The following is a 22,418-nucleotide window of genomic DNA, read 5'->3' as shown; positions in this document are numbered from 1 at the left end:
GAAAGGGCGTGTTCAAGTGTTTTATATACTGCAAGCGGAGGAAATCGGAGCGTACGGCCGATGAATCCGCAGGGAGAAACCGAAAGCCCGAAAGTGGAGGTTGAACTAAAAAAACGACCGATGAAACGCAAAATGTAACCAATTAAAAGACAGAGGTAAAGAATAGGTCTGAATATAGCCTGCAACCTCTACCTCGAAAGGCTCGGAGAAGCAAAAAAAATCGACCACTTTTGCAGTCGTAAACGAGGTCGGAGCGTACGGCCGACCAAGGTTGCAGGGAGTAGCCGACAGCCCGAAAGAGGCGGCAACAAAACTTAATAAAAAAGATAACGATTATGAAAACGCTTACAAACATCGATGACAACATGAACATTAAATTTAATAACATTAAAGCTATGAACGTAATTTCAGAAAATGCGGCATCACAGCAGGTAGCTGGGAACCGCGCAGAAGAACAGGAGGAGAAAACGAACCTCCGAGTAATTAAAATCAGGCCCGCAGGGAACGCCAAAATGTTCCGCACGCTGACGAAAGCGATTGCGGCAGGGGCTACCACCCTGATCGTGACCACCCGTGTAGACGTGGCTGGATGCGGATATGTTTGGTTCGGAATCCGTAAGGGGTACACCGAACTGGATGGCAAACTCCTGCTGAACGCCCAAATCTGGAACTACCTGCTGGCGTTCCTGATGGGTAAGGAGTTGCCCGAAGTGACGGAGTTCGAACCCGACCGTGAAATCTGCTGTCAGTCCGAGTGGCTGGCAGAGGTGGCCGCCGAGGTGGAGAAACTGACCCCGATCACCTCCGAGGAGTACAACGAGAGCGAGGAGGGCATCGGCTACCTCGCCAAAAAGTACCACTTTCCCAACGGCAAAGTCGTAATGCCTGCCGAGGCAATGGAGGACATCACCGACCTGCTGAACTAAACTGCGGAACGAGGGGAGCGGGTTTCGCCGCTCGCTCCCCAAGTTTTTTTAACTCACTAAAATTAAAAAACATAGATGAACATTGAATATATCACAATAGATGCAGGCCAACGGTTCGACGCCGTGATGCCCGAAATACCGACCAACTCGATCATCAACAAGACCGTCACGGGATGCGGTGCGACCTATGCCGAAATCAATGCGCCCCGACACTCCGTCATCATCGAGCCGAATGTTCCCGTTATCGAGGGCAAGATGAAAAAACACCCGCAGATACTCGGCGTGTTCGAGGGCGTAACGACCGAGGACATCATCGACTTTCTGAACACGAACTACAACGACGGCTACCTGAAAATCATGACCACGCCCGAAAGTTTCCCCAAAGTCCGCTCGGCGATGGTGCAGACGCATACGGATATGCACGGTGAATGGTTCATGCTGTTCGACGAGTGCGAACGCACGATACAGGATGCAGGCTACCGCGGCTCGATTACGCTCCCGATGGATGATTTTTTCCGATGCAAACAAAAGGCGATGGTTTCCGCGACGCCGATCATCCCGTCCGATCCCCGTTTCGAGCAGCAGGGCTTTACGATGAAGATACTCCGCCCGACCTACGACCACAAGCCGAAAATGTTGCTCATACACACGAACAACACCGTCGGCTGGGTGCGTACCCTTATGGGACAGGTAAAAGGCAAAGGGCATCCGCTCTGCATCTTTCTAAACTCGACCGATACGATCCACCGCATGATCTGCACCTATAAGATCGAGAAACGGTGCAAGGTCTTTTGCAGTTACGAGAGTGTGAAGAAACTCCGCAAGCGGGATTTTTCGCGGGCTTACTCCTCGCTCGAAGAACTGGATGAAATCAACTTTTTCACGAGCCGTTTCTTTTCGGCGGTAGACATCGAGCTGCCGACAACAGCCTGCGTGCTGATCGTGACCGACCTTTCGTTTGCGGCGCACACCGTCATCGACCCTACGACCGAAGCCGTGCAGATCGTCGGACGCTTCCGCAACGGCGTGGAGGATGCCGCGCATATTTTCAGCACCAATAAGGAGATGCCCTGCAAATCGCGGGAGGAGATCGCCGCGAGATTGGAGGAGTGCGAAGCGGTCTACAAACAAGTCCTGCAAATCGAAGCGTCGGGGGCGGGTTGCGATACCCGTGCGCAGGCATTGGAGGGGATGGACTACAAACGGTTCATGAACGCCGACGGAACGCGCAACTGGTTCATGTGGGATAACGCCTACGACGACGAGCGGATAAAGCAATACTACACCGATGCCGAACTGGTGCGGGAGGAGTGCGCGAAAGCATTTCACACGGATTGCGCCGAACATATCTATCCGTTGTCGGACTGCGACCGACTGCAACGCATAAATCCCCGACTGAAAATGAAAGAGCTGTTCCGCGAAATCGTGCGGCAGTTGGAGATACTGGAACAAAACCGAACGTGGAATGAATACTACTTTCTGCGCGAAGAGATTCAGAACCAAGTGCCGATGATGGTGGATGCCTACTACGCCCTCGGAGCGGCAGAGATCGAACGGCACAACTACAACATGAATGCAATCGGCAAACAGATACAGGAAAACGAAAGCCAACAACTGCTGACCTCGGAAAAAGTTTGCGGGGAGGTGTACGCCCAGTTGAAAACGGGCGACAAGTTACCAGTGTGCGCCGTCAATCGTTTTATGAACGATCTGATTATGCGGTTCGGCATCCCCTACCGCAAAAAAGTGACAGCAAAGATGATCGGAATATATTTCGAGTACAGGGATGTGCGCACCAACAAACAACGGTTCATCGAATTGGGAAAGCGGATCATATAGCCCGTAACGGGTAAAAACAGGTCGGTGACAAACTTTTGAAAAGGGGCTATAAAAGTACCTTTTTCGGAATTCCTGTCACTCGATCACCCACTCTCCGCGACGTGTAGACCCCACCCGTTTGAGCCTGCCCGACTTGGTGAGTTTCTGCAAATGATATTTCACGCCGTCGGGTGAGATTCCGACAACCTCGGCCAGCTCCGCCCGTGTAATGCTGGGATTGCGGGCGATGGCTTCCAAAATAATTTCTTGGGTAGTCTTTCGGGTAATTTCTTGGGTAGTGAGCGTTTCGGCGATTACCCCCAAAATAAACTCGACGAAAGGCGTGCAACCTGCCTTACCGCCACTTACGGCAATCGCCTTATAATACTCCTTTTGATACTTATATACAATGTTTTCGATCGGCAGGTTTTTGAAGATAGGCCGCCACCTGCTCAAAATCAATGTCTGCCACAATCGCCCCGTGCGACCGTTACCGTCCGCGAACGGATGGATAAACTCGAATTCATAATGAAAGACACAACTTGCGATCAACGGGTGTTCATCCGTGGTGCGCAGCCACTCGAACAGATCGTTTACGAGAAACGGCACACGTTCGGCATCGGGCGCATAATGGATAACCGTTTTCCCCGACACCACACCCGCACCGCCTTTGCGGAAACAACCGATTTCGTCGATCAATCCCGCCTCCATCGTGGCGTGAGCCTTTAACAGATCATCGACTTTACAGGGGTCGAGCGTGTCGAGCAATTCATACGCTTTAAGGGCGTTGCGCACCTCCTGCACCTCGTTAATAGGAGCAACGACGGGTTTCCCCTCCAATACCGCCGTGACCTGCTCCGTCGAAAGCGTGTTGCCCTCGATAGCCAGCGTCCCGTGAATCGTCTTGATCCGATTGACCCGATGCAGGCGAAGATTTTCGTGCGCATAATAACCGCCGATTGCTTCGCTGATTTGTGCAACCAAATTCGTGATCTTCGGCGTAATGGTGTAAGGCGGTTTATAAGACATGGTACACTTGCTTTTCGGCAAAGATAGCGATTCTTTCTTTTATAGGGTAGTTTTGGGTAAATCTATTTATCATCCATTCCCCACATCGTGCGATTTATGCCGAAACTGCCCCGCAACAAAAGGTGACAAACTTTGTGAAAGGGTCTATAAAATATCCTTTTTCGAAAAGGTTGTCACGCGCAAACAAACAAACCGAGATACCCCGACCGAGCGGACAATCCCTATTTTTCACCCCTCCCCATTTTCAGATGGGAAATTGAATTTTTATCCATTACATATAATAGGATTCCACATAAAACAAGCCGCCCCTATCTGCGTCCGAAACCATATAACAGAATAGGATTATTGATATTACATGAAGTTGGATTACTACTGATAAGCGATAAACAAAAACTTAATCGCTATGTACGAAACACAAGAGAGAGCCAAACAGATTACGGACATTCATGTTTTATGGGGACAAAGCACGGTTATCGAGGAGCTAATCCAAGCAGGAAAAATCGACGAGGAATACATCTATCCCTTTAACGGGGACGAGGTGTTGGAATGGTGGCTTGTTACCCCGTGGCTGGCTGAACGACTGAAAGAGCAGGGCGAGGTTATCATCGACGAATTAGGGTGTCGCTGGTGGGGCAGACAATCCAGCGGGCAGGCGATTTACATGGACGGCGTAATACAAGAAATTTGCGGGGAAAATTAACCCAACTTACAACTAACAAAGTTTCGATTCCATAGCGTAACCTATTGGATAGAAACTTTATTTTTCAGAAATTTGATACAGCAACAATCCCGAAAAGCGGGATAAGGTCATTGCGTTTTCAGAATATGTTTTTTACCTTTGTGGATGACATATTGAAATTTACGGAAGCGTAAGTTTATTCTCGGATAGTGAACGTAGGAAATTCATTGAACATGAGAATAGGCAGACCTTATCTCCCGTCATATCCTTTACGGATACGGCGCGGGGTTGTTGCTTATTTGAATGTTCGGGCAATCCTACGGCCTACTATCCTCAAATGAGCTTTCAGCCCTGCGCTTTCTTATTTATTGAATCCACTATTGAGGGGCGGATAGTAAGATTTGAAACACTTGTTCAATTTAAATAAATCTTACTATGAAAAAACTATTGGCCTTTGCCGCATTATTTGCGGTGGTTGCGCTCACATCGTGTAAATACGATGATGATGACCTTTGGAACAGCGTTCACGGATTGGAAAACCGTGTCGCAAAATTAGAGGAACTCTGCAAGCAGATGAACACAAATATTTCATCGTTGCAGACTATCGTAACAGCATTACAAAACAACGTTTATGTTACGGGGACTACACCCCTTATGAAAGACGGTAAAGAAATCGGCTATACAATTACTTTCAGCAAAGGCAATCCTATTACCATCTATCACGGTAAAGACGGACAAGACGGTGAAGACGGGACAACACCCACCATCGGCGTCAAGAAAGATACTGATGGTGTCTATTATTGGACGTTGAACGGTGAATTTATCGTGGTCGATGGTGGAAAAATCCAAGCCGAGGGTAAAGACGGCACAAACGGAACCAACGGCACGACCCCGCAATTCAAAATCGAAAATGATTATTGGTTTGTTTCCTATGATAACGGAGCAAATTGGACGCAGTTAGGTAAAGCAACAGGTGAAGATGGCGTTGGTAGCGATTCTATGTTTTCGGGCGTGGATTATGAAACCAGCACGGACTATGTAATTTTCACCTTATCAAACGGTACGCAAATCAAACTGCCTACATGGTCTGCTTTTGAAGCCTTACAGCGTCTTTGCAACGAAACGAATACCAATCTTTCGGCATTACAGACAATTGTAACAGCACTCCAAAACAACGATTATATTACGAGTGTAGACCCGCTGACCGAGAACGGCAAGGTAGTAGGCTATACGATTAAGTTTGCCAAGAGCAACCCGATTGTGATTTACAACGGCAAGGATGGTGCGGATGGTGTCGATGGCAACACACCCGTTATCGGAGTGAAGAAAGACACGGACGGCATCTATTATTGGACGCTGGACGGTGAGTTTATCGTTGTAGATGGTCAGAAGATAAAAGCACAAGGGACAGACGGTAATAATGGCACGGATGGTTCAGATGGTGTTACGCCTAAACTCGAAATTCGAGAGGGATATTGGTGGATTTCCTATGACAACGGAACGAATTGGACGCAATTAGGCAAAGCTACGGGAGAGGACGGCAAGGATGCAGACAGCATCAAAATCACGCAGGACGAAAACAATGTTTACTTTGAATTGGCAGATGGAACGGTAATAACTATGCCTCAGAATAATGATACGACAACACAAAACATTCAATTTGCTGATCCCATTACGAAATATTTGTGTTCTAGTCAATGGCTTAACAGTAGTAATATAGATAATCTCAATTCGTGGGATAAAAATCTTGATGGTGAACTATCGTATCAGGAGGCAGCAAATGTAAAATATATTGGGTATTACCATTACTTTCATGGTAGTGCGATTTCGTCATTCAATGAATTACGATATTTTATCGGGGTAACCTATATTGGAAAAGAGGCATTTAAAGACTGCTCTAAATTATATACTATCGTTATTCCAGATAATGTAAAAACTATTGAGCAAAATGCATTCTCGGGATGCTCAGATTTACAGTTTGTTACTTGGGGAAATAATATTACAGATATTCAAGATAGAGCATTCTATGGATGTACCTCACTCCGATTTATAATATTAGGGGATTATGTAGAAACTATTGGAGCATATGCATTTTATGGAGCATCTAGTATCAATATCTCAACTTTACGTGTTACGCTACCCGCAAGTGTCAAATCTATTGGAGACTATGCATTTCACAATCGCAATGTAGAATTTGTCTATTGCAAATCTCTTACACCGCCTTTTTTAGGAGGTGCCAACGTTTTTGGAAATGATTGGGGAACTTCATGGAAATGTAAATACTATGTTCCGATGTCAGCTGTTGATGATTATAAAAAAGCTCCATATTGGAAAGATTTAGGCGATAATATTGTTGGATACGATTTTACAGAGTAAGCCCAATGGAGTACAAAAATATTTTTGAAATAGAGTTTATCCAACGGACACAAGAAATTGTTAACGGATACCAAATACCGTTTGAAAATACATTGTTCATCAATGCATGTGTTGGATTATTGATAATTCCACAACAAAGCCTATTCAATCATCTTCCGACAGAGGTTGTTTCAGCGGACAAATGGGGAATTGCCGATACAGACATTAGCTGCATAAAAGAACCCAATAAGAGCGTGAAGAACGTGGCTCGGCATATCCGAAATGCCATTGCACATGATGGAATCCGATTCGGGAGCGATAACGGAAAAGACATTACACATATTAAAATCACAGATTGGAAAGACGAAAGACACAAAACAGAAACATTTAAGGCGGTAATAGAGGTGACGAAATTTAAAACGTTTGTTTGGGCATTCGCTCAATTTGCCTTAACTCAACAATCACTATTCAAAAGCCAAAACTGATTGGCAAAATTCCGAGTGACAGACTTTGTGAAAAGGTTAATCCATAAGACCCTTTTGCAGAGTTTGTCACTTTCTTATTTTGTTTATTCCACTAATAATCTTATCTTTATAAAGATAAAATAACAATTAAATTTTAGCTAAAATGAACAGATACAAACAACCGAAAACAGAATGAATGACCAAAGCATGGGAGGATAAACAAGCTATTTGCAAGTTGGTCGAATGGAGCAAGACAGAGGGAATAGGCTTAATTGTCATAAAGCCTCAAAATGAGATTTATCCCGAAATGTTTTACTATGTTTTCTCGCCCGAAACAGCGGACATAAATAAACCCGTTGAAATCGCACTTGTAAAGAACAAACAATGAATAATCGGGTGAAAAAGCGACCTCAAAGAGATAGACGATACAATAGGAATAATAATCGCTAACGAGGTGAAGATGGAAGGCATGAGCGAAACGGTAAATTTATTCGACTGCCTTGTCAAAGCGAACGCTATATTATTTCATTACACCACACCCGACGGACAGGAGGAAACAAAGAAATTCCCGTTAGCGGGATTCTGCGAAAACTATTTACAATTATTTATTTCAATGTAAGTTGTCTTCAAATATATTTGCTAATTTTGGAGAAAAAAATATGGCACAAGATGAAATCGAAAAAGCTCTCCAAGAAGCCGAAGAAACTTTGAAAAGAATAGAAGCGAAAACTGAAAAAATGAGATATGATTCTCAACGCGATGTCCTAAAGCATTTTGATAGAATACACGATCATCTTTTTTTGCTAAACACTGTCTTCATCACAGGTTATATAGCATTGTTACAGATTGGAACACATTTCAGTAGATTTATACTTATTCTTCCATTTATCTGTTTAGCTATTCTAATTTATGTAGAACACTACATGAAAGAAAGTGCCCGAAAATATAAGGACATAAATAATATCAATTTGACAATATTTTTTGCAGAATGTAATCGCCGTGATAGTAGAGCTACAATTATTTCATTTTTTGTCATTATACTGACATCTTTTGAATTGTTATATACAATATACATTTGCATATTCAAACTACAACCAATTTGGAGTTGAATTGCATCGTATCTATAAAGGTTAAGGAGAGAGGGCCGAAAAAATGCGGTGTTTTCCTTTGACAACGACAAGTGACAGACTAAAAACAAGGGGCTATATAATTACCCTTTCGACATAGTTTGTCACTTTTTCTATTTATCAAACAATCAATTAATTCACCTATTGTTTAACCAGCATTGAGTTTGCCCTATTGTGTAAACCAACGTGTAAACCGCGCCGAATAACAGCATGAAAAAGAGAAATTCATCGACAAAATTCACGACCGTAACTATCTGTTAATCAACGTTGCCCTACATTTGCAATCGCAATTCGGCACCGTAGCTTAATTGAATAGAGCATCTGACTACGGATCAGAAGGTTACAGGTTTGAGTCCTGTCGGTGTCACAAAGAGGGAAAGGCAAATGCTTTTCCCTCTGTTGTTTACAGCCGCTTGCAACTTGCAGGCGGTTTTTTCGCATCTTGTTTCCTGTGGTTTTCACGGCGAAATCGGGAATTTGTTTAAACCAATGCGTAAACCGAAAAATCCCGATGAACACGGCCTTCGAGACGATCGAAAAATGCAGAGACGCGTAAAGCCGGCATTATTTCACCTCCGAATTTTTCCGTTTCACCCGTCCGAAACCGGACAATCGGACAAAGTTTTCTAATTCTATATTTCAGCAACCGGCTCGTTTCGCTGTCAAAAGCCGACGGTCAACACGCTTTTTAGGCATTTTCGGCATCGTTACGACACTTTTATTCGTCGGAAAGGGCACCAGAACCGGACGCCCATTCGGTTTTGCATCCATCCGCCTTTTTCGTATCTTTGCATACAATACCCTACGCAAAACCGGACTCTCGCAATGAATAAGAAAAAGAAATGGATCATCACAGCCATCGTTCTCGTGGTATTCTGCCTGATCCTGAGCCTCTACAATCTATTGAACGACAAAGCTCCGGCATCGGATGACGCCGCCAAAGCGCCGATCGCGCCCCGCAGACAGAGCACCCTCAACGTCAACGGACGCATCGTCCGTCCGCAGCGGCTCACCGACGGCATCACCACGGTGGGCAACCTGCTGCCGGACGAGGAGGTGGACCTCTCGTTCGAAACCTCGGGCAAAATCGTGGCGATCAACTTCCAGGAGGGCACCGTCGTCCGCAAGGGCGAGCTGCTGGCCAAGGTCAACGACCTGCCGCTCGTGGCCCAGCTCTCGCGTTACGAGGCGCAGCTCAAACTGGCCGAAGACCGCGTTTACCGCCAGAGCGCCCTACTCAAAAAAGACGCCGTGAGCCAGGAGGCCTACGAACAGGCCCGCACAGAACTGGCGATGCTCAACGCCGACATCGACATCGTGAAGTCGAACATCGCGCTCACGGAGCTGCGGGCGCCGTTCGACGGCGTGATCGGCCTGCGCAACGTCAGCGAAGGCGCCTACGCCTCGCCCAGCGTCGTGGTGGCCAAGCTCACGAAGATTTCGCCCCTGAAGATCGACTTTTTCGTCCCCGAACGCTATGCCAACCAGATCAAGCCCGGCACGCGCCTCTCGTTCACCATCGAGGGACGGCAGGAGCGTTTCGAAGCCGCGGTTTACGCCACCGAATCGAAGGTCGACATCGCCACCCGCACGCTGGCCGTCCGGGCGAAGTATCCCAATACGCGGGGCAAACTGCTGCCGGGACGCTTTGCGACGGTGCAGATCCGCATGCACGAAATTCCCGACGCCATCGCCATCCCGACCGAGGCCCTCGTGCCGGAGATGGGCGTCGACAAGGTATTCCTCTACAAGGGAGGCAAGGCGCACGCCGCGGAGGTGAAAACCGGACTGCGGACCGATTCGAGCATCCAGATCATCGACGGGCTTAACGTCGGCGACACGCTCATCACCTCCGGCACGTTGCAGCTGCGCGAGGGGCTTCCCGTGAAACTCGACACCGTCGAATAAACCCTCCGCCGCATGAACATTTCCGAACTGAGCATCCGGAGGCCCGTCCTGGCGTCGGTGCTGACGATCATCATCCTGCTATTCGGTCTGATCGGATACAGTTACCTCGGCGTGCGCGAATTCCCGAGCGTCGACAACCCGATCATCTCGGTCTCGTGCTCCTACCCGGGCGCCAACGCCGACGTGATCGAAAACCAGATCACCGAGCCGCTCGAACAGAACATCAACGGCATCCCGGGCATCCGCTCGCTGTCGAGCGTCAGCAGCCAGGGCCAGAGCCGCATCACCGTCGAGTTCGAACTCTCGGTGGACCTTGAAACCGCCGCCAACGACGTTCGCGACAAGGTTTCGCGCGCCCAGCGCTACCTGCCGCGCGACTGCGACCCCCCGACCGTGACCAAGGCCGACGCCGACGCCTCGCCGATTCTGATGGTCACGATCCAGAGCGACAAGCGGTCGCTGCTCGAATTGAGCGAGATCGCCGACCTGACGGTCAAGGAGCAGTTGCAGACCATCAGCGACGTGAGCGGCGTGCAGATCTGGGGCGAAAAACGCTACTCGATGCGCCTGTGGCTCGACCCCGCGAAGATGGCCGGCTACGGCATCACCCCGACCGACATCAAGACGGCCCTCGACCGCGAGAACGTCGAACTGCCTTCGGGCAGCATCGAGGGCAACACCACGGAGCTGACGATCCGCACGATGGGACTGATGCACACCACGCGGGAGTTCAACGACCTGGTGGTGCGCGAAGACGCCGACCGCATCATCCGCATGAGCGACGTGGGACGCGCCGAACTGGGTCCGCAGGACACGCGCAGCTACATGAAAATGAACGGCATTCCGATGGTGGGCGTCGTCGTGATCCCCCAGCCGGGCGCCAACCACATCGAGATCGCCGATGCCGTGTACGCACGCATGGAGAGCATGAAGAAGGACCTCCCGGACGACGTGGTCACCTCCTACGGATTCGACAACACGCGCTTCATCCGCGCCTCGATCGACGAGGTGAGGACCACCGTCTACGAGGCTTTCATCCTGGTCATCATCATCATCTTCCTCTTCCTGCGCAACTGGCGCGTGACGCTGATCCCCTGCATCGTGATCCCCGTGTCGCTGATCGGCACGTTCTTCGTGATGTATGCCGCGGGATTCTCGATCAACGTGCTGTCGATGCTGGCCGTGGTGCTCTCGGTGGGACTGGTCGTCGACGACGCCATCGTGATGACCGAAAACATCTACATCCGCATCGAACGGGGCATGACGCCCTTCGACGCCGGCATCGAAGGGGCCAAGGAGATCTTCTTCGCCGTAATTTCGACCTCGATCACGCTGATCGCCGTCTTCTTCCCGATCGTCTTCATGGAGGGCATGACGGGCCGCCTGTTCCGCGAATTCAGCATGGTGATCTCGGGCGCGGTGGTCATCTCGACCTTCGCCGCGCTGACGATCACCCCGATGCTCGCGACCAAGCTGCTCGTGCGGCAGGAGAAGAAGAGCTGGTTTTACAGCAAGACCGAACCGTTCTTTGTCTGGCTCAACGACTTTTACAGCCGCACGCTGGCCTCGTTCCTGCGCCGCCGGTGGCTGGCCCTGCCGCTGGTCCTGCTGACGATGGGACTCATCGGCTGGCTGTGGAGCGCCATCCCGGCCGAGATGGCCCCGCTGGAGGACCGTTCGCAGATTTCGATCAACACGCGCGGCTCGGAGGGCGCCACCTACGAATACATCCGCGACTACACCGAGGACATCAACCGCCTGGTCGACTCGCTCGTGCCGGAAGCCTCGTCGGTGACAGCCCGCGTGTCGAGCGGCTCGGGCAACGTCCGCATCGCCCTGACGGACATCGCTACCCGCAAACGCTCGCAGATGGAGATCGCCGAGCAGATCTCGGCCGCCGTGCGCTCGAAGACCAAGGCCCGCGCCTTCGTGCAGCAGCAGAGCACCTTCGGCGGACGCCGCGGGCGCATGCCCGTGCAGTACGTGCTCCAGGCCACCAGCCTCGAACGGTTGCAGGAGGTGCTGCCCGAATTCATGCGCAAGGTTTACGAAAGCCCCGTGTTCCAGATGGCCGACGTGGACCTGAAGTTCAGCAAGCCCGAGGTGCGCATCGAGGTCAACCGCGACAAGGCCAACCTGCTGGGCGTCTCGACGCGCAACATCGCCCAGACGCTCCAGTACGGATTGAGCGGCCAGCGTCTCGGCTACTTCTACATGAACGGCAAGCAATACGAAATCCTGGCCGAAATCAACCGCCAGCAGCGCAACAAGCCCGCCGACCTGCGTTCGATCTACGTGCGCAGCGACAAGGGCGAGATGATCCAGATGGACAACCTCATTTCGCTCGCGGAGAACGTCGCGCCGCCGCAGCTCTACCACTACAACCGCTTCCTGTCGGCCACCGTGTCGGCCGGACTGGCCAAGGGCAAGACCATCGGGCAGGGACTCGACGAAATGGACCGCATCGCCGACGAGACGCTCGGCGACGACTTCCGCACGGCGCTGGCCGGCGACTCGAAGGAGTTCCGCGAAAGCTCGTCGAGCCTGATGTTCGCCTTCATCCTGGCCGTCATGCTGATCTACCTGATCCTCGCCGCGCAGTTCGAGAGCTTCAAGGACCCGCTGGTGATCATGCTCACCGTGCCGCTGGCCATCGCCGGCGCGCTGGTCTTCATGTGGGGCGCGGACCAGACGATGAACATCTTCAGCCAGATCGGCATCATCATGCTGATCGGACTGGTGGCCAAGAACGGCATTCTGATCGTCGAGTTCGCCAACCAGAAACAGGAGGCCGGGCTGGACAAGATGCGAGCCATCGAGGAGGCCTCGCTGCAACGCCTGCGCCCGATCCTGATGACCTCGGCCTCGACCATCCTGGGCCTGCTGCCGCTGACCGTCGCCACGGGGGAAGGCGCCAACGGACGTATCGCCATGGGTATCGCCGTGGTGGGCGGCATGGTGGTCTCGACGCTGCTGACGCTCTACATCGTTCCGGCCATTTACAGCTACGTATCGACGAACCGAATCAAGAAATCGAAACACAACGACGCATGAAAATAGCATTTTTAGCGGCCCTGCTGCTGGGAATCGGCAGCGCCGCCGGAGCGCAGGAGGCGCCGCCGGCTCGGGAGGCGTCCGCTCCGCTGACCCTGCGCAAATGTCTGGAGATCGGGCTTGAACAGAATTACGACGTGCGCATCGTGCGCAACGAGGAGCGCGTCAGCGACAACAACGCCACGGCGGGAAACGCCGGGATGCTCCCCACGGTCGACCTCTCGGCCGGGTACACGGGCACGCTGGACAACGACCGCACCGTCACCCCGCGCAACGGGGACGCCACGACCGAGACCGGCGTCTACGACCAGACGGCCAACGTCGGGCTGGCGGTGAACTGGACGCTGTTCGACGGACTGCGCATCCGCACCAACTACAAACGCCTGAAGGAGATGCAGCAGATGGGCGCGCTGAAGACGCGCATCACCATCGAGGACTTCATGGCCAGCCTCACGGCCGAATATTACAACTACATCCAGCAGACGCTGCGCCTGGAGAACTTCCGCTATGCGGTCTCGCTTTCGCGCGAGCGGCTGCGCATCACTGAAGCGCGCGTCCAGGTGGGCAACTTCTCGCGCCTCGACCTGCTGCAAGCCCGCGTCGACTTCAACGCCGACAGTTCGAAATACATGTCCCAGCACGAACTGGTGACCGCCTCGCGCATCCGCATCAACGAACTGCTGGCCAACGAGAACCTCGACGAGAGGTTCAGCATCCCCGACTCGGTGATCCGGGTCAACGCCACGCTCGACTGGAACGACCTGCTGGCCAAAACCCTTTCGGCGAACGCCTCGCTGCTGATGGCCGAGCACGACAGTTCGCTGGCCGAACTGGACCTGAAGACCGTTCTGGCCCGGAACTATCCCTATGTGAACCTCACGACGGGCTACGGATACACCTACAACCGCTACGGCACGGGAGGGAACCTTTCGCGGGGAACGCTCGGGCTGAACGCCGGGGTGAAGGTGGGCTTCACGATCTTCGACGGCAACCGCCGCCGCGAACAGCGCAACGCCCGCATCGGCGTCGAGAACGCGCAGCTGACGCAGCAACGGCTGGAACAGTCGCTGCGCGCCGACCTGTCGAATTTCTGGCAGGCTTACCGCAACAACCTCGAAGTGATCCTGCTCGAGGAGGAGAACCTGATCGCCGCCAAGGAGAATTACGAAATCGCCATGGAACGCTACCTGCTGGGCGACCTGCCGGGCATCGAGATGCGCGAGGCGCAGAAGAGCCTGCTGGACGCCGAGGAGCGCATCCTCACGGCGCAGTACAACACCAAACTGTGCGAAATCTCGTTGCAGCAGATCAGCGGCAACGTGATGGTCTACCTGGAATAATCCGCGAGAGTTCGCATTCCTTCGCCATCAAAACATTTCGCACGCTTCGCCTGCTGTTCTTTGCCGCTTTTTGGTCGGCGGTTAACCGCGGTCTCCGCCCGCGGAAGCTTATGTACTTTTTGACCGCAAAAAGTACCAAAAACTCTCTGACAGATGCCTTCGCCTACTTCGCTCCGTCTAACGTTCGCTCGCCTAAGAGGCGGGTTTTAGGGGGCTGCGCGAACATTCATAAAACAGGCGCATTATCGCTTGGAGCGGAACAAGAACAACCGACAGCCTGCGTGCCCGGAGCGGGAGGCTGGCAAAGGCGTCCGCAGGCGAGGGCAGACAGCGTGCTGTTTGCCGAGCCGCCACAGCCTTTACGGCGCGTGTTTTTGCGCCGTAAAGGCCTGATCTTACTGCGCCCGCTCAGCACGGGACGGAGAAGACTCCCGCAAAGAACGACATGCGGATGGTTCTGGCGCTTTTAACTTCGCTACGCTCGTTTTCCTCCTTCTGGCACGGCATAGCCCGCAAGCGGTCTCTGCTCGCGCTGCGTGTGTCGGTTGACATCAAAAGTACATAAAATTCCCGCGGGCGAAACCCGCCGTTTTCAAATCAGTGAATCATTAGATCACAATATTTTCCATTGGAAATTTGTTTTATCGGAAAATAAATTCTATCTTTGCATCGTTATTGATAGAGAACAATAAAAAACAAGATGAAAAAACTGCTCATAACCGCTTTCGCGCTGCTGGCCTTCGCCGCCGGAAGCCAGGCACAGACAAACAACAAAAACGCAAAGAATATGAAAACGATCGCATTGACCAAAGCCGACTTTCTGAAGAAGGTCGCCGACTATGAAAAAAATCCCGAGGAGTGGAAATACCTCGGTGACAAACCCGCCCTGATCGACTTCTACGCCTCGTGGTGCGGTCCCTGCAAGGCCCTCGCACCGGTGCTCGAAGAACTGGCCGCCGAATACGGGGACCGGATCTACATCTACAAGATCAACACCGAGGAGGAGCAGGAGCTTGCCGCGGCGTTCGGCATCCGCTCGATCCCCACGCTGCTGTTCATCCCGATGGAAGGCAAACCCCAGATGGCCCAGGGCGCCCTGCCCAAGGCTTCGCTCAAGGAGGCCATCGACAAAGTGATGCTGGGTAAATAATGGCGCTGACGGTCGACGCCCTGCTATGCCCGCAGAACCACCGCTGTCCGCTGATCCCGATCTGCCCCGCGGGCGCGATCTCGCAGGAGGGGAACTCCCTTCCGCGGATCGACCCCGGAAAATGCATCGAATGCGGCAAATGCGTGAAACGCTGCGGCATGCAGGCGGTATATAAAGCGAAGGAACATGGACAAACTTTGTAAGATCCGCGACCTTCAGCGCGCCGTGCACCAGTTCGAAAGCGCGTTCGAAAAACGCTACGGCATCTGCCTGAACGAGGGCATGACGCTGTGCAGCCTCTCGAAAACCGGGCGTCTCTGCCCGGGAGAGCTGGGAGAACTGCTGGGACTCACGCCGTCGAACACCTCGAAAGTGCTCCGCTCGGTGGAACAGAAAGGACTGGTGACCCGCGAACTCTGCAACGAGGACCGGCGCCAGATGTACTACTCACTCACGCAACAAGGACGCGAACTGCTCGCTTCGGTCAGCTGCCGGGAGGTGGAAACACCCGAAATCCTGCGCGACTGGCTCTGCGGGTAGCACGTGACGCAACCAAACACAGCAACGGCTGTCCTTCCGGGGACAGCCGTTTGTCGTTTCGGGACGGCAGGAGCGCTATTCGAGAAAATGGTTCTCGTCGTTGAAGGCCGCAGCGAATTCGCTCAACGACTTGAGGTGGCGGCGCTGCATCGCGACGGCCCCCTCCTCGTCCTTCTCGCGGACGCAGCGCAGCAGTTCGCGATGCTCGAAATAGACCTCCTCCTGCGGAACCGTGCAGACACGGTAACGCTGGTAATAACGCAGCACGTCGGGCGTGATGACCAGCAGCATCGACGCGATCACCGGATTGTGCGCCCCGCGGGCCAGCGCCTGGTGGTAGGCGAAGTCCTTCGAGACACGCTCCTCGGTATAGAATTTCGCCTCGCACTCCTCCAGCGCCCGTTCGATGTTCTCCAGATCCTCCGCCGTACGGTTGCGGGCGCAGAGCTTGATGGCCTCGATTTCGAGCAGCACACGCACGTAGACCAGCGACGCGAAGTCGTACTGTCTGATCTGAAGCGCGTCGGTGATCATGCGTTCGAGCACCTGCATCTTCTCCTGGGCGACCACCGTGCCGCTCTGGGGAAAGGTCTGGACGATGCCGTAAAATTCGAGTTTCTGAAACGCCGCACGCACATGGGCGCGGCCGACGCCCAACATGTCGGCCAGCCGCCGCTCGGCCGGGAGGCGTTCGCCCGGCTGCAAACGTCCGGAATAAAGCTCATTCTTGATGTATTTCAGGACGGTTTCCACCTGTTTGATGTTCGGCGAGTTGTTCATGGGTTATTCTTTTGCAGCACAAAGATCGCAAAAAAACCAATCAAACCAAACAATTCCGGCGATTTCGTGAACGCCCCGCAGATTCCGCTCCGCAAAGTCCCCGCCTCCGGGAAAAGCCGAAAGGCCGGATACGGGCCGCACGGCGTCCCGGAGCGCATTTTACATTTTTCAACCAGAAACCGGGTCGAGACCTATATTTTTTCCGATTCCAGCCGAATGTCTGATAAATTATCGCCAAATATTGGATTTTAATTAAATTTTCCTAAATTTGTAAAAAGTGAACCAGACCGTAAGCTCATGGCAAAACGAGAACTCTTACTCGGAGACGAAGCCCTCGCACTGGGGGCGCTCCACGCGGGACTGTCGGGTGTCTATGCCTATCCGGGCACACCCTCGACCGAAATCACGGAATACATCCAGCAGCATCCCCTGGCTGCGCAGCGCAACGTGCACCGCACGTGGTCGTCGAACGAAAAGACGGCCATGGAGGAGGCGCTCGGCATGTCGTTCGCCGGCAAGCGCGCGCTGGTCTGCATGAAACACGTGGGGCTGAACGTGGCAGCCGACGCCTTCGTCAACTCGGCGATGACCGGAGCCAACGGCGGGCTGGTGGTCGTGGCAGCCGACGACCCCTCGATGCACTCGTCGCAGAACGAACAGGATTCGCGCTTCTACGGGAAATTCGCCCTCGTGCCGACCTTCGAGCCTGCGGACCAGCAGGAGGCATACGACATGGCGAAGGCCGCCTTCGACCTCTCGGAACGGTTCCGGATTCCGGTGCTGATGCGCCTGACGACCCGCATGGCCCATTCGCGGGCCGTCGTCGAGACGGGCGAGGCGCGCGCCGAAAACCCGTTGAGCCATCCCGAACAGCCCCGCCAGTGGGTGCTGATGCCGGGAAACTCGCGCGTGCGATACCAGACGCTGCTGGAGGATTACGCCCGGCTGGAAGAGGAGTCCGCCGCCAGCCCGTTCAACGCCTATACGGAGGGTCCGGACAAACGGCTGGGCATCGTCGCCTGCGGCATCGCACACAACTACCTGATGGAGAACTACCCCGACGGATGTCCGCACCCGGTGCTGAAAATCGCGCAGTACCCGCTGCCCCGCACGCTGGTGCGCCGTATCGCCGCCGAGTGCGGCACGCTGCTGATCCTCGAAGAGGGCCAGCCCGTCGTGGAAGAGATCGTCCGGGGCGTGCTGCCCAATCCCGTGGCGATCCGCGGACGCCTGACCGGCGAACTGCCCCGCACCGGGGAGCTGACGCCCGACAGCGTGCGCGCGGCCCTCGGCATGGCGCCCCGCCGGACGCACGCCGCAAACGGAATCGTCGTACCCCGCCCGCCCGCGCTCTGCCAGGGATGCGGACACCGCGACATGTACACGGCCCTGACGGAGGTGATCCGCGAGGAATACCCCGCGGGCAAGGTTTTCAGCGACATCGGCTGCTACACGCTGGGGTGGCTGGCGCCGCTGCACGCCATCGACACATGCGTCGACATGGGGGCCTCGATCACCATGGCCAAAGGCGCGGCCGACGCGGGCCAGCACCCTTCGGTGGCCGTGATCGGCGACTCGACCTTCACCCATTCGGGCATGACGGGCCTGCTGGACGCCGTGAACGAGCGCGCGGACATCACGGTCATCATCTCGGACAACCTCACGACGGGCATGACCGGCGGACAGGATTCGGCCGGAACGGGCCGTCTGGAACAGATCTGCGCCGGCATCGGCGTCGATCCCGCACATATCCGCACGGTCGTGCCCCTGCCCAAGAACCGCGAGGAGATGAAGGCCGTGATCCGCGAGGAGATCGCCCACCGGGGCGTCTCGGTGATCATCCCGCGAAGAGAATGTATCCAGACCGCAAAGCGACACAACGCTGCTAAAAAGTAAAGGCTTATGAAACGCGACATCATACTCTCGGGCGTAGGAGGCCAGGGAATCCTCTCGATCGCCGCCGTCATCGGACGGGCCGCCCTCGAAGACGGGCTTCACATCAAGCAGGCCGAGGTCCACGGCATGAGCCAGCGCGGCGGCGACGTGCAGTCGAACCTGCGCATCTCGTCGTCGGCCATCCGTTCGGATCTCATTCCGCGCGGCGCGGCCGATCTCATCGTCTCGATGGAGCCGATGGAGGCGCTGCGCTACCTGCCGTGGCTCGCCGACGACGGATGGGTAATCACCGGCATCACGCCGCTGATCAACATCCCGAACTACCCGGAGGGCGAGACCCTGCGGCGCGAACTGGAAAAACTCCCGCACGCCGTAGTCCTCGACGCCGACGCCGTCGCCAAAGCCGCCATGGCGCCCCGCTCGGCCAACATGGCGCTGCTGGGAGCCGCCGCGCCGCTGCTCGGAATCGACGCCGCGAAACTGGAGTCCGGCATCCGCGCCATCTTCGCCCGCAAGGGCGGGCAGGTCGTCGAAACGAATCTCGCGGCGTTCCGCGCCGGCTACGAAGCGGCCCAAAAACAGACAAAGCCATGAAAATACCGTTCGACAGGTCCTGCCTGCGCTCCGCGCTGGAGCGGATGGACATAGCCGACATCGCGCAGGCCACGATCCGCCAGTCGGGCGACATCGCCCGCACGATGGAGCGCGACACGGGCGTGGAGTTCCTCCACCTCGAAATGGGCGTGCCGGGGCTGCCGCCCGAACGGGCGGGCGTCGAGGCCGAATGCGCGGCCCTGCAGGCGGGCGTCGCGTCGCAGTATCCCAACATGTTCGGCATTCCGGAACTCAAGACGCAGGCGTCGCGCTTCCTGAAAGCCTTCCTCGACGTGGAGGTGGCCCCCCGGGGCTGCATCCCCACCGTCGGGTCGATGCAGGGCAGCTTCACCACATTCCTGCTCTGCTCGCAGCTCGACCCGCAGCGGCGCAAAATCCTCTTCATCGACCCCGGATTCCCCGTGCAGCGCAGTCAGGTACGCATTCTCGGCATTCCCTCGGAGTCGTTCGACATCTACGATTACAGGGGCGAAAAGCTGGGGCCGAAGATCGAGAGCGTCCTCGCCGCAGGCGACGTGGCGGCCATCGTCTACTCGAACCCCAACAACCCGGCGTGGATCTGCCTCACGGAGGACGAGCTGCGCACGATCGGCGAGCTGGCCACGCGGTACGACGCCATCGTCATCGAGGACCTCGCCTACCTCTGCATGGATTTCCGCAAACCGCTGGGACGGCCTTTCGAAGCCCCCTACCAGGCTTCGGTGGCCCGCTACACGGACAATTACATCCTGCTGGTCTCCGGGTCGAAGATATTCAGCTACGCCGGACAGCGAATCGCCGTGGCGGCGATCTCCGATGCGCTTTTCCGCCGCGAGTACCCCGCCCTGCGCCGGCGTTACAACATCGGACGGCTGGGCGACGCCTACGTACTGGTCTTTCTCTATGCGGCCTCATCCGGCACGAGCCATTCGGCGCAGCACGCCCTAGCGGCAATGTTCCGCGCGGCGGCCGACGGCGAACTGGACTTCGTGGGCGAAGCCTCGGAGTACGCCCGGCGCGCCCGGCTGACCAAGGAGACGTTCCTCCGCCACGGATTCCGCATCGTCTACGACAAGGACCGCGACGAGCCGGTCAGCGACGGATTCTTCTACACGGTCGGCTACGGCGCGATGACCAGCGCCGAACTGTTGAGCGAGCTGCTGCTCTACGGCATCTGCGCCATCTCGCTCACCTCGACCGGCAGCCGCCAGAGCGGCATCCGCGTCTGCGTCTCGCAGATGAACCGCCCCGAACAGTTCGAAATGCTCGAAGAACGTTTAACCGCTTTTGCAGAAAATAACCGCTGACAACATGCACTACACGACTGCCGCGGAGGCGGTAAAACTCATCCGATCCAACGACAGCGTCTACATTCAGGGCAGCACCTCGATCCCCGAAGCGCTCGTGGCCGCAATGGCCGAACGGGGCGGCGAACTGGAGCATGTGACGGTCTATTCGGCCTTCGCCGTGGGAGCCTTCGACGCCCCCTACTGCCGCCCCGAATACAAGGAGTCGTTCCTCGTCAACAGCCTGTTCGTCGCCAACAACATCCGCAGGTGGCTGGCCGACGGCTACGGACAGACCATTCCGGCCTTCCTGGGCGAAATCCCCGCGCTGTTCCGCGACGGCACGCTGCCTCTCGACGTCGCACTCATCAACGTCTCGCCGCCCGACGCCGAAGGCTACTGCTCGTTCGGCGTCTCGGCCGATCTGGCGGTTTCCGCCGTGGAGTGCGCCAAGACCATCATCGCGCAGGTCAACCGGGCGATGCCCTACTCCTACGGCGACGCCGTGATCCACACCTCGCGCCTGGCGGCGGCCGTGGAGGTCGATTCTCCGCTGGTGGAGGTCCCGACGGCCGTGCCGAGCGAAACGGAACGGAAAATCGGCAGCTACATCGCCGAACTGATTCCCGACGGGGCGACGTTGCAGATCGGCGTGGGCGGCATTCCGAACGCCGTACTGGCGGCCCTCGGCGGCCACCGGCATCTGGGACTGCACACCGAGGCGATGACCGACGGCGTGCTGCCGCTGCTGGAAAGCGGCGTGATCGACAACTCGCAGAAAGCGGTGATGCCCGGCGTGACGGTGGCCTCGCTGGCCCTCGGCTCGCGCCGGCTGTACGACTACATGGACTACCGCAAAGACCTCGTGATGAAGGACGTGGCATGGACCAACGACCCGTTCCGCATCCGGCAAAACCCGAAGGTCATGGCCATCAATTCGGCCGTGGAGGTGGACCTCACGGGGCAGGTGTGCGCCGACTCGGTCGGAATGCGCATCATCTCGGGCGTGGGCGGCCAGCACGATTTCATGTACGGCGGGGCGCTGTCCGAAGGCGGCAAGACCTTCATCGCCATCCCCTCGACCACACCCAAGGGCGAATCGAAGATCAGGGCGCTGCTGTCGCCCGGCGCGGGCGTCGTCACGACGCGCCACATGGTCCAGCACGTCGTCACCGAATACGGCGTGGCGCACCTGCGGGGCCGCAACCTCGCAGAACGCGCCCGGGCGCTGATAGCCGTGGCGCACCCCTCGGTCCGCGAGGAGCTGGAACGCGCCGCAGCCGAACGCTTCGGCTATTCGTTCCTGCGCCTCAAAGCATAAACCCCCGCCCGGTCCCCGAAAAGACCGGGCGGGCCTTTTTACCGATAGGCAGATATTCCGCAATCACCTCTTTTTCGCCCCCGACGGCCGCCGCACGACCGGCGTGATCCGTCATGCGCCCGGGGAACCGGGAACCGCCCCCGCGAAGCGG

Annotated in this window: 19 protein-coding genes and 1 tRNA gene; 18 read left to right on the top strand and 2 right to left on the bottom strand. The window is 55.3% G+C overall.

The window, feature by feature from the left end; translation table 11 throughout:
- Positions 1-395: 395 nt before the first annotated feature.
- Together NQ492_RS10655 and NQ492_RS10650 are read left to right on the top strand one after the other, a co-directional pair.
- Complete coding sequence (locus NQ492_RS10655; protein WP_231839919.1) at positions 396-926, top strand: hypothetical protein; 531 nt, start codon at positions 396-398, stop codon at positions 924-926.
- Positions 927-1,001: 75 nt separating this feature from the next.
- Entirely contained in the window at positions 1,002-2,765 is a 1,764-nt protein-coding gene (locus tag NQ492_RS10650) for a hypothetical protein (RefSeq protein WP_044054505.1), read from the top strand.
- A 75-nt stretch (positions 2,766-2,840) separates the two neighbouring features.
- On the opposite strand, the gene NQ492_RS10645 is transcribed toward NQ492_RS10650, so the two are convergent.
- Complete coding sequence (locus NQ492_RS10645) at positions 2,841-3,773, bottom strand: Fic family protein (RefSeq protein WP_015547524.1); 933 nt, start codon at positions 3,771-3,773, stop codon at positions 2,841-2,843.
- Positions 3,774-4,176: 403 nt separating this feature from the next.
- Here NQ492_RS10645 and NQ492_RS10640 point away from each other — a divergent pair, with 403 nt between their 5' ends.
- The 12 genes from NQ492_RS10640 to NQ492_RS10585 all read left to right on the top strand — a co-directional run bounded on the left by NQ492_RS10640 (position 4,177) and on the right by NQ492_RS10585 (position 16,390).
- A complete protein-coding gene (locus NQ492_RS10640; RefSeq protein WP_015547523.1) occupies positions 4,177-4,473 on the top strand; it encodes a hypothetical protein in 297 nt (98 codons plus the stop codon).
- 414 nt (positions 4,474-4,887) lie between these two features.
- The gene (locus tag NQ492_RS10635) at positions 4,888-6,828 is read left to right on the top strand and encodes a PL29 family lyase N-terminal domain-containing protein (protein ID WP_015547522.1); all 1,941 of its coding nucleotides are present in this window, start codon (positions 4,888-4,890) and stop codon (positions 6,826-6,828) included.
- A 5-nt stretch (positions 6,829-6,833) separates the two neighbouring features.
- On the top strand, positions 6,834-7,292 hold the full coding sequence (locus NQ492_RS10630; RefSeq protein WP_004328099.1) for a HEPN family nuclease: 459 nt from the start codon (positions 6,834-6,836) through the stop codon (positions 7,290-7,292).
- A 175-nt stretch (positions 7,293-7,467) separates the two neighbouring features.
- A complete protein-coding gene (locus tag NQ492_RS10625; protein WP_015547521.1) occupies positions 7,468-7,659 on the top strand; it encodes a hypothetical protein in 192 nt (63 codons plus the stop codon).
- A 271-nt stretch (positions 7,660-7,930) separates the two neighbouring features.
- A complete protein-coding gene (locus tag NQ492_RS10620) occupies positions 7,931-8,380 on the top strand; it encodes a hypothetical protein (RefSeq protein WP_015547519.1) in 450 nt (149 codons plus the stop codon).
- Between the two features lie 311 nt (positions 8,381-8,691).
- A tRNA-Arg gene (locus tag NQ492_RS10615) sits at positions 8,692-8,765 on the top strand.
- A 458-nt stretch (positions 8,766-9,223) separates the two neighbouring features.
- Positions 9,224-10,306: an efflux RND transporter periplasmic adaptor subunit gene (locus NQ492_RS10610; RefSeq protein ID WP_015547518.1), complete on the top strand. Its 1,083-nt coding sequence runs from the start codon at positions 9,224-9,226 to the stop codon at positions 10,304-10,306.
- Between the two features lie 12 nt (positions 10,307-10,318).
- Positions 10,319-13,360 carry an efflux RND transporter permease subunit gene (locus NQ492_RS10605; protein ID WP_015547517.1) on the top strand — a complete coding sequence of 1,014 codons (3,042 nt, stop codon included), beginning with the start codon at positions 10,319-10,321 and terminating at the stop codon, positions 13,358-13,360.
- Positions 13,357-14,700 (top strand): TolC family protein, encoded by a 1,344-nt coding sequence (locus tag NQ492_RS10600; RefSeq protein WP_015547516.1) that lies wholly within the window; start codon positions 13,357-13,359, stop codon positions 14,698-14,700. Before NQ492_RS10605 ends, NQ492_RS10600 begins: the two co-directional genes overlap by 4 nt.
- Before the next feature lie 700 nt (positions 14,701-15,400).
- Positions 15,401-15,850 carry a thioredoxin gene (gene trxA, locus NQ492_RS10595; RefSeq protein ID WP_015547515.1) on the top strand — a complete coding sequence of 150 codons (450 nt, stop codon included), beginning with the start codon at positions 15,401-15,403 and terminating at the stop codon, positions 15,848-15,850.
- Positions 15,850-16,053 (top strand): 4Fe-4S dicluster domain-containing protein, encoded by a 204-nt coding sequence (locus NQ492_RS10590; RefSeq protein WP_015547514.1) that lies wholly within the window; start codon positions 15,850-15,852, stop codon positions 16,051-16,053. The genes trxA and NQ492_RS10590 overlap by 1 nt, the downstream gene beginning before the upstream one ends.
- Entirely contained in the window at positions 16,037-16,390 is a 354-nt protein-coding gene (locus NQ492_RS10585; protein ID WP_015547513.1) for a MarR family winged helix-turn-helix transcriptional regulator, read from the top strand. The genes NQ492_RS10590 and NQ492_RS10585 overlap by 17 nt, the downstream gene beginning before the upstream one ends.
- A gap of 75 nt (positions 16,391-16,465) precedes the next feature.
- On the opposite strand, the gene NQ492_RS10580 is transcribed toward NQ492_RS10585, so the two are convergent.
- A complete protein-coding gene (locus NQ492_RS10580) occupies positions 16,466-17,170 on the bottom strand; it encodes a FadR/GntR family transcriptional regulator (RefSeq protein ID WP_015547512.1) in 705 nt (234 codons plus the stop codon).
- A gap of 297 nt (positions 17,171-17,467) precedes the next feature.
- Here NQ492_RS10580 and NQ492_RS10575 point away from each other — a divergent pair, with 297 nt between their 5' ends.
- Genes NQ492_RS10575 through NQ492_RS10560 form a run of 4 tightly spaced genes read left to right on the top strand, consistent with a single transcriptional unit; the run spans position 17,468 to position 22,267 of the window.
- Positions 17,468-19,066 (top strand): thiamine pyrophosphate-dependent enzyme, encoded by a 1,599-nt coding sequence (locus tag NQ492_RS10575; RefSeq protein WP_259872905.1) that lies wholly within the window; start codon positions 17,468-17,470, stop codon positions 19,064-19,066.
- Positions 19,067-19,072: 6 nt separating this feature from the next.
- Positions 19,073-19,660, top strand: a complete 588-nt coding sequence (locus NQ492_RS10570) for an indolepyruvate oxidoreductase subunit beta (protein ID WP_015547511.1) — start codon at positions 19,073-19,075, stop codon at positions 19,658-19,660.
- Positions 19,657-20,967 carry an aminotransferase class I/II-fold pyridoxal phosphate-dependent enzyme gene (locus NQ492_RS10565; RefSeq protein ID WP_015547510.1) on the top strand — a complete coding sequence of 437 codons (1,311 nt, stop codon included), beginning with the start codon at positions 19,657-19,659 and terminating at the stop codon, positions 20,965-20,967. The genes NQ492_RS10570 and NQ492_RS10565 overlap by 4 nt, the downstream gene beginning before the upstream one ends.
- A 4-nt stretch (positions 20,968-20,971) precedes the next feature.
- Positions 20,972-22,267 carry an acetyl-CoA hydrolase/transferase family protein gene (locus NQ492_RS10560; RefSeq protein ID WP_015547509.1) on the top strand — a complete coding sequence of 432 codons (1,296 nt, stop codon included), beginning with the start codon at positions 20,972-20,974 and terminating at the stop codon, positions 22,265-22,267.
- Positions 22,268-22,418: the final 151 nt, after the last annotated feature.

The sequence above is a fragment of the Alistipes shahii WAL 8301 genome (assembly GCF_025145845.1).
GTDB classification, from domain to species: Bacteria; Bacteroidota; Bacteroidia; order Bacteroidales; family Rikenellaceae; genus Alistipes; species Alistipes shahii.
Note: the sequence above shows the minus strand (reverse complement) of the source record. Positions and strands in the feature narration are given on the sequence as shown.

What these genes read in the sequence shown, in the direction of transcription:
- NQ492_RS10625 (WP_015547521.1), top strand. Translation starts at nt 7,468, where the DNA reads ATGACCAAAGCATGGGAGGATAAACAAGCTATTTGCAAGTTGGTCGAA.
- NQ492_RS10590 (WP_015547514.1), top strand. Translation starts at nt 15,850, where the DNA reads ATGGCGCTGACGGTCGACGCCCTGCTATGCCCGCAGAACCACCGCTGT.
- NQ492_RS10605 (WP_015547517.1), top strand. Translation starts at nt 10,319, where the DNA reads ATGAACATTTCCGAACTGAGCATCCGGAGGCCCGTCCTGGCGTCGGTG.
- NQ492_RS10650 (WP_044054505.1), top strand. Translation starts at nt 1,002, where the DNA reads ATGAACATTGAATATATCACAATAGATGCAGGCCAACGGTTCGACGCC.
- NQ492_RS10580 (WP_015547512.1), bottom strand. Translation starts at nt 17,170, where the DNA reads ATGAACAACTCGCCGAACATCAAACAGGTGGAAACCGTCCTGAAATAC.
- trxA (WP_015547515.1), top strand. Translation starts at nt 15,401, where the DNA reads ATGAAAAAACTGCTCATAACCGCTTTCGCGCTGCTGGCCTTCGCCGCC.
- NQ492_RS10600 (WP_015547516.1), top strand. Translation starts at nt 13,357, where the DNA reads ATGAAAATAGCATTTTTAGCGGCCCTGCTGCTGGGAATCGGCAGCGCC.
- NQ492_RS10635 (WP_015547522.1), top strand. Translation starts at nt 4,888, where the DNA reads ATGAAAAAACTATTGGCCTTTGCCGCATTATTTGCGGTGGTTGCGCTC.
- NQ492_RS10620 (WP_015547519.1), top strand. Translation starts at nt 7,931, where the DNA reads ATGGCACAAGATGAAATCGAAAAAGCTCTCCAAGAAGCCGAAGAAACT.
- NQ492_RS10655 (WP_231839919.1), top strand. Translation starts at nt 396, where the DNA reads ATGAACGTAATTTCAGAAAATGCGGCATCACAGCAGGTAGCTGGGAAC.
- NQ492_RS10575 (WP_259872905.1), top strand. Translation starts at nt 17,468, where the DNA reads ATGGCAAAACGAGAACTCTTACTCGGAGACGAAGCCCTCGCACTGGGG.
- NQ492_RS10640 (WP_015547523.1), top strand. Translation starts at nt 4,177, where the DNA reads ATGTACGAAACACAAGAGAGAGCCAAACAGATTACGGACATTCATGTT.
- NQ492_RS10570 (WP_015547511.1), top strand. Translation starts at nt 19,073, where the DNA reads ATGAAACGCGACATCATACTCTCGGGCGTAGGAGGCCAGGGAATCCTC.
- NQ492_RS10610 (WP_015547518.1), top strand. Translation starts at nt 9,224, where the DNA reads ATGAATAAGAAAAAGAAATGGATCATCACAGCCATCGTTCTCGTGGTA.
- NQ492_RS10560 (WP_015547509.1), top strand. Translation starts at nt 20,972, where the DNA reads ATGCACTACACGACTGCCGCGGAGGCGGTAAAACTCATCCGATCCAAC.
- NQ492_RS10630 (WP_004328099.1), top strand. Translation starts at nt 6,834, where the DNA reads ATGGAGTACAAAAATATTTTTGAAATAGAGTTTATCCAACGGACACAA.
- NQ492_RS10585 (WP_015547513.1), top strand. Translation starts at nt 16,037, where the DNA reads ATGGACAAACTTTGTAAGATCCGCGACCTTCAGCGCGCCGTGCACCAG.
- NQ492_RS10565 (WP_015547510.1), top strand. Translation starts at nt 19,657, where the DNA reads ATGAAAATACCGTTCGACAGGTCCTGCCTGCGCTCCGCGCTGGAGCGG.
- NQ492_RS10645 (WP_015547524.1), bottom strand. Translation starts at nt 3,773, where the DNA reads ATGTCTTATAAACCGCCTTACACCATTACGCCGAAGATCACGAATTTG.